We start from the raw sequence: 12812 nt of genomic DNA, 5'->3' as shown, positions 1-12812 counted from the left end.
CCACGGTTTCCCTCACGGGGTGGGTGGATCGATCGGGCTGAGCTGCTGCGGAACCAGCTCAGCCGATCGGGTTCAGCTGCTCGGGGGTCAGCTTCTCCCGCCAGCCTGCGGGAACCTGCTGCGACCAGCCGTTGTAGGCCAACGGGATGGGCAGCACGCCCTGACCACCCATGCCGGGCTGTCCGGTCAGCGTGCCGTCCGACTTGGTGTCCGCGGTCGGGGCCAGCACCAGCTGACCGACTACGGCGGCGTCGGCGATGTTCCCGTCCATGTTCGGGTCGATGTCGATGACCTGAGCGGCGTTCGAGAACTTGTTCGACACGTAGGCGTAGTACCCGCCACCCTTCTTGGCACCGAAGTTGATGCCGTGGCAACCCGCGTTGCAGGGCAGCTCCTTGACCACCTTGTCGGTCTTCGGGTCGATGACCGAGACGGTGGCGCTGAAGGTGTTGGCGGCCAGCATGCCCTTCTCGTCCGGGCTCACCGGGAGCTGGATGGTGAGACCACCCCACGGCTTGGTGCCGTTCCGCCCGGTGACCGGGTTGTAGTTGTCCCACAGGTCGATGCTCGCGTTGTGGACCTTCTTGCCGTCCTTGACGCAGGCGTCTTCGGCGAGGGAGACGCACGAGATGCTCCCGCCGAGGAAGTCGGCCATGTAGAACTTCGACTGGTCGGACATCATGCTGGAGGCGATCGGCAGTTCGCCGGTCGGCTCCTTGCGCCACGTGCCCGTTTCGTTGTCCACCACGGACGCGTCGTACGGGTTCACGTTCGGCGTGACCGTGGTTTTGCCGTCCGAGCTGAGCCAGAACGCGTGCGGGTGTTGCGGGAAGTCACCCGGTGGACCCACGGGGATGCGGCGTTCGATCTTCTCCGCACCAGGAGAGAGCTCGACGACGTCCGTGCCACCGTTGATGGCGACCTGGACCTGGTCGGTGTCGGTGCGGGTCATGACGTGTGACGGGTCCGGACCGACTTCGATCGTGCGGACGTGCTGACCGGTGGACCGGTCGAAGACGGAGAGCTCGTCGTCGAACCACTCGGTCTGGTACAGGTACTTGTAGTTCTTGTCCGTCCACATGTTGTGCGGGTTGTTCATGTTGATGCTCGAACCGGAGATCTTGCGGTCGACCGTCCAGTTCTCCACGTTGACCTTCGTGGCGGCGCCGACGTAGTCCTTGCCCGCGTACTCCTCCATCTGGGTGTCGATCCAGACCTCACCCACGCCAGGGGTCTGCGGCGGGGTCAGCTTGTCGAGGGTCTTGGGGTACCCGAACTTCTTGTCGTAGTACGCGTCCAGGATCGGCACCAGCACCGGGTTGCCCTGTGCGTCGTACTGCAGGATCGGCGCGGGCGGGAACACCGGGTTCCACTGCGACGACTCGGTGGTGCTGTAGGTCTGCCAGTTGTCCGGCACCGTCGCGGTGAAGAAGATGCGCACCAGCTGCTGGATGACGTCCGCGTTGGACGGAACCGTCAGGTCACGCGAGTTGACCTTCAGGTTCTTGCCGAAGTCCAGGCCGATGGTGAGCGGGTCGTCGACCACGGTCGCACCCAGCATGTACGGGTGGATCGTGCAGGTCCACGCGTACAGGCCGGGCTCGGTCAGCTGCGTGGAGTCGGAGCCGGCGAACGCGCCCATCTGTTCGAAGAAGGGCGCCCCCTCCGGCCAGATGAGCGACGTGATGTCGTGCAGCGACTGGTTCTTCGGGCTGCCGATGGTGAAGTTGGCCGTGATGGCCGGGCCCTTCACCGCGAACGTCGCCAGGTCGTCCAGAGCCTTCTGCAGGTCGAGGCCGACCGGGAGGCCGTCCAGGCTGATCGGCTGGTCCGCGGGCAGGCTCGCCACCTCGGCCTGGAACCGGCTGAGCAGGCCCTCGGCCTTCGCCGCCGACGTCGCCGCGCGCGGCTCGGTGGCGGCGATGTTCTTCACCGCGGACAGCGTGCTGTCCAGGTTCAGCAGGTCGGTCAGGCCGCCGAGCTGCCCGAGGGACGGCATCGCCTTCGCCGGGTCGCTGGAGACCAGGCCGGTCAGCGAATCGACCAGGTCCAGGTTCAGCAGCCCGTTGGACTGGGCCGTGTCGAGCTGGCCCAGCGGCAGGTTCGACAGGCCGAGCGTGCCGTCCGGCAGGCTCGGGATGATGTCGCCGTCCAGCGCGGAGGTGCCGAGGCGCGGCAGCTCCGCCACGGCCAGCGACTTGCCGCCGAACAGCTGCAGGCCCGAGTCGAACCAGTTGCCGTTGCTGTCGTTCAACGTGAAGGTGATCGGCACGGGGCCGACACCCACTGGCAGCGCGGCGGCCGGCACCGCGGCCACCGTCGTCGCGCCCAGCGCGACTGCCGCCAACGGGATCACCGTTTTGAGGCGGCGGGACCGCCTCTTCCCGGCTCCCGGGGGAGCGTTTTCGGGCATGTGCTTCCTTTCTCTCCACAGCCGTCCGAACCCTTTCGGACGGAAAACCAGAGCAGGCGTGGTTCAGGTATTTGCCGGGCCGATGGCCACGTTGAATACTTCCCCGCGCATCCGCCGAACCCAGGTGCGTACCAATTGCGCGCTCACCAGCGTGAGGGCGAGAGTCGCCAGCAGAACCGGCTGGGACAATTCGTCCCGGGCCACCGGCAACGCTTCCGCCGTGCCCGTCGGCCGCTGCGTGCTCACCACATCGGTTTTCCCGGCGGCCACGGCCTGCGGTGGCGCGCCGGGTGCGCCGAAGTTGAGCGCGGGCCCGAACGGCAGGGGGTCGGCGAACCCGAAGCGCGCGGTGGCGCCGCCACCGCTGCTCTCCTGGGCCGTCAGGCGACCGCCGGACGGCGTCCCGGCACTGTTCGCGCTCGGCGAGGAGGACGGCGGGGTGGCGGACGGCGTCGCGGGTGGCTGCTGCTCGCCCGTGCCCGGTGCTTCCGGGTGGACCGGCGGCACGAGGATCTCGCAGGTCGAGCCGACCACCCCGGTCACCGTCTCGGTGAGCGGCTGCAGGACCGGCCCGAGGAGCGGGATGGACGCGAGCCCGTCGGCGAGGTCCACGCCAGGGAGCGGGGAGGCGTCCGGCGCCGGCGCCGTGCAGCCGGGGGCGGCGACCGGTTCCTCGGCACCCGCCTCGGCGGCGCCCACGATCATGCCACCGAGGCAGCCCACCGTCAGCGCGCCTGCCGCGAGATGACGTCGGAATCGCATTCTTGGCCTTCTCTCAGGAATTTCGCCGTCCGTTGTGGAAACCTTGATTCCGGGATCATCGTGACATGGCAGAACCGGCCCTGACCAGCAGCCCGAAAACGCCCGCGCGAGCCCTTTTCGCAAATGTTTCCGGATCCACAGCGCGACGCTGAACAGCCGTTTCCCCCCGCCTCCCGGAACGATTTTGCCCCGGCCATCACCCGGTCGAGCGGCCGAATCCGCGGAAATCACCTCGAAGATTTTTCGCGCACCGGACATGTTCACCGTTCCGAAACAAGGAATCGCGGGCACCCGAACGAGCCCCCGCGGCGCGAGTGCCACGGGGCTCGGGGTCGAGCGGTTCAGCCGAGGGACAACCCGGCGATCACGTTCCGGTCCGCCGAGCACCACCTCTCCAGCAGTTGCTGTTGCGCCGCAGGCCATTCCGTGACGACCGCGGTGACTTCACGAGCGAGCTGCATGCGCAGCCGGTTGCGGAAATCCACCAGTTGCGCCACGTCGAACGGCAGCCGCCCGGCGCGGAAGAACACCAGCCCGCGGTTCGTCACCGCGACCAGCGCGTGCAGCCCGCGCGGCGCGGTCCAGCGCACCACCAGGCCGTCGCCCACGTACTCCCGCGGTCCGGTCAGCCCCCAGCGGGTCAGGTAGCGGTCCGCCGTAGCCGGGCTGATCCGGATGCCGAACTCGCGCTCGACCAGCTCGGTCACCGCCCGGCGCGTCCACAGCAGGTGCGGCAGGCCGGCCGCGTCGGGCAGACCGGCGGCGACCACCGCGACGATCCGGTCCTGCTGCTCGCCGGACAGGGCAAGGCACTCGCCCATCCGGCGGCCCCGGCGCTGCGGCGGGAACGCCTGCTCGCCGGTCGCCTGGTAGGCCCGGACCCAGACGCCCGCGGTCTTGCGGCTGACCCCGAACATCGTCGGGACCCGGCCCTGCGACAGGCCGGCCGTCACGGCGGCCACCGCGCGGCGGCGCTGCCGTTCCAGTTCCGGTGCCGACAACCTCCGCGCGTCCGTGGTCATCAGCGCGCCCCCACCGGGATCCGCACGACAGCCTGGTCCACTTCGGACGTTCGCACGGTGACGGCCAGCTCCCACATCCCGGGCATGGTGACCGGCACGTTCACCGCGATGGCGTGGTCGCCGCCGATGAACTGTAACGCGACCGGCAGCGGGCCGACCGACTTCGACGGCAGGCTCAGCGACGCGGTCAGCTCGGCCACCTGCTTCGGCCGCCGCTGCGCGTCCAGCACCGCGAGGTGGACCTCGTTGCGCCCCACCGCTCCCGGGGTCACCAGCGCCGCCAGTTGCCCGGCGCCAGCCGGTCCACCGCCGGCGTCGAACGGCAGGACGACGTTCACCGGTCCGGTCCGCGCCGGGATCTCCGCCTCCGCCCGCTCCCGGGCCAGCTCGGCGGTGGCCGGTTCGGCGCTCACCAGGAACGCCGTCACCCCGAGCACCACGGCGGCCAGCACGGCCTCGGTCGCGATCATCCGCCGGAACCGGCTGACCTCGCGCTCCTCCGGGCCGCGGTAGGTCTTGCGCTTCTTGGACACCACCGGCGCGTAGGTGTAGTGCCTGCGCACCCAGTGCCGGGCCAGCACGCCCAGCAGCACGAGCACCACCACGAGCCCGACCTTCGCCAGCAGCACGGCGCCGTAGCTGGTGGCGAACAGCGCCGTCAGGCTGCCGACCTCGCGCCAGGCCTGGTAGGTGCCGGTCACCACCAGCACGGCGACGCAGACCAGCGCGGTGCGGGAGAACCGCGGGATGGCGATCCGCATGCCGAACACATCACCCGAGCGCAGCAGCACACCGAGCAGGACGGGCAGACCGCCGAGCCACACCGCCATCGCCACCAGGTGGATCGCGTCGACCGGCAGCGAGAGCGCGACCTGAGCGCCGGTGACGCTGTGGTTGGTCAGGCTCCAGGTGATCGCGAGTGCGCCCCCGGCGGTCAGCACCAGCGCGGCCCGCCGCCGGTGGTCGCGGGCCTGGTACTCGGCGAACGACGTCCGCCGGAACACGTGGACGAGCACCGCGGCGATCAGTCCCAGCAACACGACGCGCACGACGAGCAGCAGTCCCATGCGGCTACCCAGCGTCGCGCCCAGGAGCTGCGGATCGAGCAGATCGGCGGCGGTCCCAGCCGCCGAGTACGGCCCGTAGGACACGAACGCCAGCACCGTCGCGCCCAGCAGCGTGCCCCACCCGGTCCAGAGCATCCGCCGCACCGCGGGCATCGCCTCGCCGCCCGGCCAGCACGCGGCGACGAAGAACGCGGTGCCCAGCAACAGGGCCACGCCCGCGTAGCCGAGCCACCGCGCCACCGCGTACAGCGCCGACACCACGCCGTCCGCGGTCTGCTCGCCCGCGTTCGCCGCCACGCCGCCGGTGACCGAGCCGATGCTGAACGCGAAGGCGCCCGGCACCGGGTGGGCGTCGGCCGACACCACGCGGTAGCTGACCGTGTAGGTGCCCTCGGTGAGGCCGGACGGCAGCATCACGACCACGACGTCCGCCTTGCCCGGTGGGTGCGCCGGCGCGGACACCCCGCCCACGGCCCCGCCACCCGGGCCGATCACGGTCACCTTGGCCGCCTCGACGGGCTCGTTGAACTGCAACGTCACTTCGCGTGGCGCGGACTCCAGCACCTCGAAGCCGCCCGGCGTCGTGCCGATCAGCACCGCGTGCGCGGACGCCTGGCCCGCCCCGCCGAGCGCCGCGGCCACGAGCGCGCCGAGCACGACGACCAGGCGCGCCGCCCACCGGGGCATGCTCCCGTCCCTGTTCATACCGCGGCCCCTACAGCCTGGCCTTTTCACGCTCACCGACCGCGAGGAACGGCGCCGGCTTGCGGCGCACGGCGGCCCAGCCGAGCGCGACCAGTCCGGCGGCCAGGCCCGCCCCGCCGAGCACCCGCGCGGTGGTGTCCGAAGTGGACCCCGGCGCGGCCGGTGGCGCCACGGACAGCGCCGGCGCCGGGTGCTCCGGCTCCGCCTGCCCGGCCTGCGGCACGTCGATCCACCGCACGACCTGCCCGTCGGAGTAGGTCTGCAGGGTCTTCATGACCAGCGTTCCCGCGGGCGGCGAGGCGATGCCGACCGGGAAGTCCTGGTAGGTGCCGACGGGGATCTGCCCGCCCTCCCAGACGATCGCGGTGACCGCTTCGCTGATGGTGCCGTGCTCGGTGGCGACCGGTTGCGGGAGTTCGGTCGTGGTGACGGACACGCTCCAGCCCGCCACGGTCTGCGGGGTGACCGAAGCCAGCGGCTTGTCCTCGGGGAAGCGGACCTCGAGGCGGACGGTGGTGGCGTCGTCGCGTTCGTTGGGCACGCGAAAGGCGACGGTGGCCCGCTCGCCGGTTTCGGCGGTGTCCGGCGAGACCGGGACGTGCGCCCACGCGGCCGGTGGCAGCAGGAACATCGCCGCGATGCCGACCGCGGTGGCAGCGACAATGCGACGCAAATGCGGTGCGCGCAATGCGGATCCTTTCGGTTGTCACCGCGACGGCGGAAGTCGCGGCGTGGCCCAATACTGCCGGTGCTCGTGTCGCACATGTGGCACCACTGTTAACGTCACGTCACAAACCGCTCCGGACGGATGTCGAATGCTACCGGGAAGGCAAATTCCGGCCACTTGCCTTGCCTGGTTTCCGCAGGTCAAAGCCCTATGTTGACCGGAACCTCTTTTTCCGCACCCGATTGCCGGGAGTCGGCTGAGGCAATATCATCCCAACTCGCCGGCCACTCCTCCGTCGAAGAAATCTTCCGCACAGCCCGCCTCGCGCGAACCGGGGCCAGAACTAACATTTCCGAAATACCGGGCTGTTAGCGTTCTGCGGGCAACACGCCGCCGGAGAGGAGAGGTGGGAGCAGCGTCATGCCCAAGATCACTTATGTTCAGCAGGACGGCTCGGCCGAGTCGTTCGACGTGCAGGCAGGCATGTCGGTCATGGAGGCCGCGATCGAAGCGGGGGTCGGCGGGATCGTCGCCGAGTGCGGCGGGAACGCCATCTGCGCGACCTGCCACGTGTACGTCGACCCCGGCCAGATCGAGAAACTGCCGCTGCCGCAGGCGGACGAGGACGCGATGCTCGACAACACCGCGTGCCCCCGCGCCGAGAACAGCAGGCTGTCCTGCCAGATCGAGGTCACCGAGGAACTCGACAGCCTGACCGTGACCGTGCCGGAGGAACAGTGACCGACGTGGTGATCGTGGGCGCGGGGCAGGCGGGTTTCCAGGTCGCCGCCTCGCTCCGCGAGAAGGGGCACCAGGGCCGGGTGGTGCTCGTCGGGGACGAGCCGGGCGTGCCGTACCAGCGCCCGCCGTTGTCGAAGGCCTACCTCTCGGGCGCCCTGCCGGGCGAGCGTCTCGCGCTGCGACCGCAGACGTTCTACGACAAGCACGGCATCGAGCTCGTGTGCGGGCGGGCGGTGGGGATCGACCGGGACCGTTGCCGCGTCGCACTCGCCGACGAGCGTGAACTGGAGTACGGGCACCTCGTGCTCACCACCGGGACCCGCAACCGCGAACTGCCGGTGCCGGGCGCGAAACTCGACGGCGTGCTGGGCCTGCGCACCCGCGCGGACGCCGACGCGCTGCGCGAGCGGATCGACGGGGCGCGAAACGTGGTGGTGATCGGGGGCGGGTTCATCGGCCTGGAGTTCGCCGCGTCGGTGGCCAAGCTCGGGTTGTCGGTCACCGTGCTGGAGGCGTCGGACCGGTTGATGCGCCGGGCCGTGTCGCCCGCGGTGTCGGCGCACTACCGGGAGCTGCACGAGCGGCGGGGCACGCGGGTGCTGTTCGGCGCGTCGGTGGTCGCCCTGCACGGCGGCCACGAGGTGACCGGGGTGGAGCTGGCGGACGGCTCGGTGCTGCCCGCCGACCTGGTGGTCGTCGGCATCGGCGTGGTGCCCAACACGGAGCTGGCGGCCGACGCCGGACTGGCCGTGGACGACGGCATCGTGGTCGACGAGCAGATGTCCACATCGGACCTGCGCGTCTCCGCGGTCGGCGACTGCGCGGTCTACCCGAGCCGGCACGCGCGCGGCCCGCTGCGGCTGGAGTCGGTGCAGAACGCGGTGGACCACGCCCGCTGCCTGGCCACGCGGCTGACCGGCACCGCGGAGCCGTACGCGTCGGTGCCGTGGTTCTGGAGCAACCAGTTCGACGCGCGGCTGCAGATCGCGGGGCTGGGCACGGACCACGACGAGGCGATCGTGCACGGCGACCCGGACGCGGGCTCGTTCTCGGTGTTCTGCTTCCGCGCGGGGCGGCTCGTGTGCGTCGAGTCGGTGAACCGGACACCCGACCACATGGCGGCGCGCAAGCTGTTCACCGCGGGCGGGTCGCTGGACCGCGAGCTGCTGGCCCCGGGCTTCGACTTCCGGCAGCACGTGGCCGCCGTGGCCTGACTCGCGTCACCCGAGTGGCCCAGCACCCGGGTCGCCGGCGTATACGCTGTCGGCGTGGTGAACCGGGTTGTCGTCATCGGTGGCGGAATCATCGGCCTCGCGACCGCGTGGGAACTGACCCGGCGCGGCTCGGCGGTGACCGTGCTGGAGAAGGAGGACCGGTGGGCCGCGCACCAGACCGGTCACAACTCCAACGTCGTGCACGCCGGGCTGTACTACAAGCCGGGCTCGGCGAAGGCGCGGATGTCCGTCGCGGGCAACCGGTCCATTGTGGACTTCGCCCGCGAGCACGGGGTGCCCGTCGAGGTGTGCGGCAAGCTCGTGGTCGCCACCAGCGAGGCCGAACTGCCCGCACTGGGCGTGCTCGCGCAGCGGGCCGAGGCGAACGGCGTCCCGGCGAAGCTGATCAGCGCCGCGGAGGCCCGCGAGTACGAGCCCGAGGTGTCGTGCGTGCGGGCGTTGCGGGTCGAGTCGACGGGCGTCATCGACTTCCCCCGCGTCTGCACCGCGCTGGTCCGGCTGCTCACCGAACACGGCGCCGACCTGCGGCTGAACACCGTGGCGCGCGGAATCCGGCCCGGCCGGGCCGGTGGTGTGGAGATCGCCACCGGCGACGAGGTGCTGCGCGCCGACGCGCTGGTCAACTGCGCCGGCCTGCAGTCCGACCGGATCGCCGAGCTCGCCGGGCTGCGGCCGAGCGCACGGATCGTCCCGTTCCGCGGCGAGTACTACGAACTCCGGCCGGAGCGGCGGCACCTGGTGCGCGGGCTCATCTACCCGGTGCCCGACCCCGCGCTGCCGTTCCTCGGCGTGCACCTGACCCGGATGCTCGACGGCAGCGTCCACGCCGGGCCGAACGCGGTGCTGGCGCTGCGGCGGGAGGGCTACCGGTGGCGCGACGTGTCGCCCGCGGACCTCGTCGACGTCGCCCGCTTCCCCGGCTCGTGGCGGCTCGCGCGGAAGTGGGCGTACCCGACCGGGCTGGAGGAGGTGCGGCGGTCGCTGTCGAAGCGCCGGTTCGCGGCCAGCCTGGCGCGGCTGGTGCCCGCGGTCGGCCCGGACGACATCGTCCGCCACGGCTCCGGCGTGCGGGCCCAGGCGCTGCGCCCGGATGGCTCGCTGGTGGACGACTTCCTCATCGAGACCGCGCCGCACCAGGTGCACGTGCTGAACGCCCCCTCCCCCGCGGCGACGAGCGCGCTGGAGATCGCCAAGCACGTGGCCGACCAGGTCGGCTGACGCCGCCCCAGCCAACACGACGCGCGCAGCAGCAAACACGACGCCGACAACGGCAAACACGACGCGCCAGCCAGCCAACACGCGCGTGTTTGCCGCTCCGGGCGGCGTGTTGGTCGCTCCGGGCGGCGAGTTTGCCGCTCCGGGCGGCGTGTTTGCCGCTCCGGGGGGGGCGAGTTGGTCGCTCGGGGCGGTGGGCGAGGTGGTCGCGTGGCCGGGTTTGAGGTCCCCTGCGCGCCCTAGCGCTGCGGCAGGTGCGCGGCCACGATCGGCGCCGCGCGTTCGGCCACCACGCACGACTTGCTCGGGTCCAGCAGGTTCTGCCCGCTGAGCACCACGAACTCCATCTCGCCGAGCTTGACGGCCAGGTTGCACAGCCAGTCGCCCATGATCGAGCTGTAGTGCTGCCACGTGATGCCGCCGATCTGCTTCTCCCCGAGCGGCTGCGCGGCGAAGTACTCCTCCATCGTCTGGTCGGTGCCGTAGTAGGCCTGCAGCGAGTCGTCGAGGCTGGCGTCCGGGTCGAGTGAGCGCCATTCGCAGCCCGGCGGCACCCGGTAGGAGGGCTGGGCCGGCTTCGGCGTGCCCGGGCCGAGCCCCAGCTCGGCGGCCTCGTCGGTGGTGAGCAGCGTGCACGGGTCGGTCGAGCTGACCGGCGCCACCGTGATCCGCCCCGGCGCGGGCTGCGGTGTCCCGCTGACCGTGGTCGTGCACGCGCTGACCAGGCCGGCCGCTGCCACCACCGCGGCGATCCGCCACCTCACTGAATGCCTCCCCAGACCAGGTTTAACCGCTCGGTAACTCGCGGCGTGATCGGTTGTCCCACGCCGAACCTAGCCTGGCTGGCGCTGCCGGGAGAGGGAGACGCCGCGATGACAGCTGATCCGTTCGAGATCGCCCTGCCGGTCCAGACCGGGATCGGCGTGGTCGCGCCGTTCGACTTCGCCCTCGACCGCGAGCTGTGGCGCTGGGTGCCCGACCACGCGTGCCTGCACACAACGCGCCTGCCCTACCTGCCCGAGCCGGTCACCGTGCAGCTCGCCGAGGCGCTGGCCGACCCGCACGGCGTCCGCCGCGCCACCCACGACCTGCTCGTCCCCGAACCCGAGGTCGTCGCCTACTCGTGCACGTCCGGCAGCTTCATCGGCGGCGCGGCGGGCGAGGCCGCCCTGGTCGCGGCGATGCTCGACGCCGGGGCGTCACGCGCGGTCACCACCTCCGGCGCGATGGTCAGCGCGCTGGAGTCGCTCGGCGTGCGCCGGGTCGCGGTGGTCACGCCGTACGTGGACGCGGTCACCGACCGGCTGGTGTCGTTCCTCGCCGAGTACGGCATCACCACGACCGCGAGCGTCGGGCTCGGCATGCTCGGCGACATCTGGAAGATGACCTACGCGCGCGTGCTGGCCGCGGTCGCCGAGCTGGACACCACCGGCGCCGACGCGTTGTTCGTGAGCTGCACGAACGTGCCCACCTACGACGTGATCGAGCCGCTGTGGCGGCGGCTGGGCATCCCGGTGCTCACGGCCAACCAGGTGACCATGTGGTCGGCCCTGCGCGCCGCCGGCGTGCCCCTGGGCTGGGACCTGGGCGCGCCCGCGCGGCGGGAGTTCGGGCTGGCGACCGGGTAGCGCGAAACCCGCTGGTCGGGCTCGTTACGCTGGAGCGCATCCGTACCGGCTCGCACCAGGAGTACTGATGCACGACCCCCGCCAGCTGCTCGACCCCGAGGTGGACGCGGCCGCCAAGCTGCGCCGCCGCGGGTACGTGCTCGACACCGACCACCTGAGCAAGCTGGTGAGCAGGCGGTCCTCCGTCATCAGCGAGGGCGACCAGGCGCGGGCCGAGTCGAAGAAGGCCGCGGCCGAGGTCGGCGCCGCCGCCAAGCGCGGTGAGGACGTCACCGAGCTTCGCGAGCGGGCCCGCGAGCTGAAGAACCGGATCACCCGGCTCGAGGAGGAGCAGCGGGAGGTCGAGGCGGAGCTGCACGAGTTCCTGCTCGGCATCCCGAACATCCCGCTCGACGAGATCCCGGACGGCGCCACCGAGGAGTTCGCCGAGGAGGTGCGCCGCGTCGGCACGCCGCCGGAGTTCGACTTCGAGCCGCTCGACCACGTCGACCTCGGCGAGCGCGCCGGGATCCTCGACCTGGGCCGCGCGACCAAGCTGTCCGGCCCGCGGTTCGCGGTGTTCAAGGGCGCCGGGTCGCGACTGCAGCGGGCGCTGGCGCAGTTCTTCCTCGACGTGCACACGGGCGAGCACGGCTACACCGAGTTCAGCCTGCCCGCGCTGGTCACCCGGCAGACCATGACCGGCACCGGCCAGCTGCCGAAGTTCGAAGAGGACCTGTTCCGCACCGGGGTGGCGGACCGGGAGCTGTTCCTCATCCCGACCGCCGAGGTGCCGCTGGTCAACCTGCACGCGGGCGAGATCCTGCAGCTGGAGGACCTGCCGCTGCGCTACACCGCGCACACGCCGTGCTTCCGCTCGGAGGCCGGCTCGTACGGCAAGGACACCCGCGGCCTGATCCGGCAGCACGAGTTCTCCAAGGTCGAGCTGGTGCAGTTCGTCGAGGAGGAGCGCTCGCGCGAGGCGCTGGACGAGATCCTGTCGCACGCCGAGGCGCCGCTGCGCAAGCTCGGGCTGCCGTACCGGGTCATCAAGCTCGCGGCAGGCGACACCGGGTTCTCCGCGCAGATCACCTTCGACGTCGAGGTGTGGCTGCCCAGCCAGGGCACCTACCGGGAGATCTCCAGCGCGTCGGACACCGGCACGTTCCAGGCGCGCCGGGCGAACATCCGTGGCAAGGGCAAGGACGGCAAGCGGGCGCAGATCGCCACGCTGAACGCGTCCGGCCTGCCGATCGGGCGCACGCTGGTGGCGGTGCTGGAGAACAACCAGCAGGCCGACGGCTCGATCCGGATCCCCGAGGCGCTGGTGCCCTACACCGGGTTCGCGGTCATCAACCCGGACGGCAGCACCGCGTAA

11 protein-coding genes are annotated in these 12812 nt (G+C 71.3%); 5 read left to right on the top strand and 6 right to left on the bottom strand.

The window, feature by feature from the left end:
* Positions 1-58: 58 nt before the first annotated feature.
* From AMETH_RS01120 to AMETH_RS01100, 5 genes are all read right to left on the bottom strand, one after another.
* The gene (locus AMETH_RS01120; protein WP_017986181.1) at positions 59-2356 is read right to left on the bottom strand and encodes a YncE family protein; all 2298 of its coding nucleotides are present in this window, start codon (positions 2354-2356) and stop codon (positions 59-61) included.
* A 120-nt stretch (positions 2357-2476) separates the two neighbouring features.
* Positions 2477-3175 carry a hypothetical protein gene (locus AMETH_RS01115; RefSeq protein WP_156131584.1) on the bottom strand — a complete coding sequence of 233 codons (699 nt, stop codon included), beginning with the start codon at positions 3173-3175 and terminating at the stop codon, positions 2477-2479.
* Positions 3176-3516: 341 nt separating this feature from the next.
* The gene (locus AMETH_RS01110) at positions 3517-4197 is read right to left on the bottom strand and encodes a helix-turn-helix domain-containing protein (RefSeq protein WP_017986179.1); all 681 of its coding nucleotides are present in this window, start codon (positions 4195-4197) and stop codon (positions 3517-3519) included.
* Positions 4197-5951, bottom strand: a complete 1755-nt coding sequence (locus tag AMETH_RS01105) for a copper resistance CopC/CopD family protein (protein WP_017986178.1) — start codon at positions 5949-5951, stop codon at positions 4197-4199. Before AMETH_RS01105 ends, AMETH_RS01110 begins: the two co-directional genes overlap by 1 nt.
* Positions 5952-5979: 28 nt before the next feature.
* Positions 5980-6657, bottom strand: a complete 678-nt coding sequence (locus tag AMETH_RS01100) for a YcnI family copper-binding membrane protein (RefSeq protein WP_223843025.1) — start codon at positions 6655-6657, stop codon at positions 5980-5982.
* A 399-nt stretch (positions 6658-7056) separates the two neighbouring features.
* On the opposite strand from AMETH_RS01100, the gene AMETH_RS01095 reads away from it, so the two are divergent.
* Genes AMETH_RS01095 through lhgO form a run of 3 tightly spaced genes read left to right on the top strand, consistent with a single transcriptional unit; the run spans position 7057 to position 9830 of the window.
* Positions 7057-7377 carry a 2Fe-2S iron-sulfur cluster-binding protein gene (locus AMETH_RS01095; RefSeq protein WP_017986176.1) on the top strand — a complete coding sequence of 107 codons (321 nt, stop codon included), beginning with the start codon at positions 7057-7059 and terminating at the stop codon, positions 7375-7377.
* The gene (locus AMETH_RS01090; protein WP_017986175.1) at positions 7374-8591 is read left to right on the top strand and encodes an NAD(P)/FAD-dependent oxidoreductase; all 1218 of its coding nucleotides are present in this window, start codon (positions 7374-7376) and stop codon (positions 8589-8591) included. Before AMETH_RS01095 ends, AMETH_RS01090 begins: the two co-directional genes overlap by 4 nt.
* Positions 8592-8648: 57 nt before the next feature.
* Positions 8649-9830 carry an L-2-hydroxyglutarate oxidase gene (gene lhgO, locus AMETH_RS01085; RefSeq protein ID WP_038532633.1) on the top strand — a complete coding sequence of 394 codons (1182 nt, stop codon included), beginning with the start codon at positions 8649-8651 and terminating at the stop codon, positions 9828-9830.
* Positions 9831-10066: 236 nt separating this feature from the next.
* Here lhgO and AMETH_RS01080 read toward each other — a convergent pair whose 3' ends face one another.
* The gene (locus AMETH_RS01080; RefSeq protein ID WP_017986173.1) at positions 10067-10591 is read right to left on the bottom strand and encodes a DUF3558 family protein; all 525 of its coding nucleotides are present in this window, start codon (positions 10589-10591) and stop codon (positions 10067-10069) included.
* Between the two features lie 108 nt (positions 10592-10699).
* Between AMETH_RS01080 and AMETH_RS01075 the strand changes: the two genes are divergently transcribed.
* A complete protein-coding gene (locus tag AMETH_RS01075) occupies positions 10700-11455 on the top strand; it encodes a maleate cis-trans isomerase family protein (RefSeq protein ID WP_017986172.1) in 756 nt (251 codons plus the stop codon).
* 67 nt (positions 11456-11522) lie between these two features.
* Positions 11523-12812, top strand: coding sequence for a serine--tRNA ligase (serS, locus tag AMETH_RS01070; RefSeq protein WP_017986171.1), 1290 nt, complete (start codon positions 11523-11525; stop codon positions 12810-12812).

It is taken from the genome of Amycolatopsis methanolica 239 (assembly GCF_000739085.1).
GTDB lineage: Bacteria > Actinomycetota > Actinomycetes > Mycobacteriales > Pseudonocardiaceae > Amycolatopsis_E > Amycolatopsis_E methanolica.
Note: the sequence above shows the minus strand (reverse complement) of the source record. Positions and strands in the feature narration are given on the sequence as shown.

What these genes read in the sequence shown, in the direction of transcription:
- AMETH_RS01115 (WP_156131584.1), bottom strand. Translation starts at nt 3,175, where the DNA reads ATGCGATTCCGACGTCATCTCGCGGCAGGCGCGCTGACGGTGGGCTGC.
- AMETH_RS01110 (WP_017986179.1), bottom strand. Translation starts at nt 4,197, where the DNA reads ATGACCACGGACGCGCGGAGGTTGTCGGCACCGGAACTGGAACGGCAG.
- AMETH_RS01105 (WP_017986178.1), bottom strand. Translation starts at nt 5,951, where the DNA reads ATGCCCCGGTGGGCGGCGCGCCTGGTCGTCGTGCTCGGCGCGCTCGTG.
- AMETH_RS01095 (WP_017986176.1), top strand. Translation starts at nt 7,057, where the DNA reads ATGCCCAAGATCACTTATGTTCAGCAGGACGGCTCGGCCGAGTCGTTC.
- AMETH_RS01075 (WP_017986172.1), top strand. Translation starts at nt 10,700, where the DNA reads ATGACAGCTGATCCGTTCGAGATCGCCCTGCCGGTCCAGACCGGGATC.
- serS (WP_017986171.1), top strand. Translation starts at nt 11,523, where the DNA reads ATGCACGACCCCCGCCAGCTGCTCGACCCCGAGGTGGACGCGGCCGCC.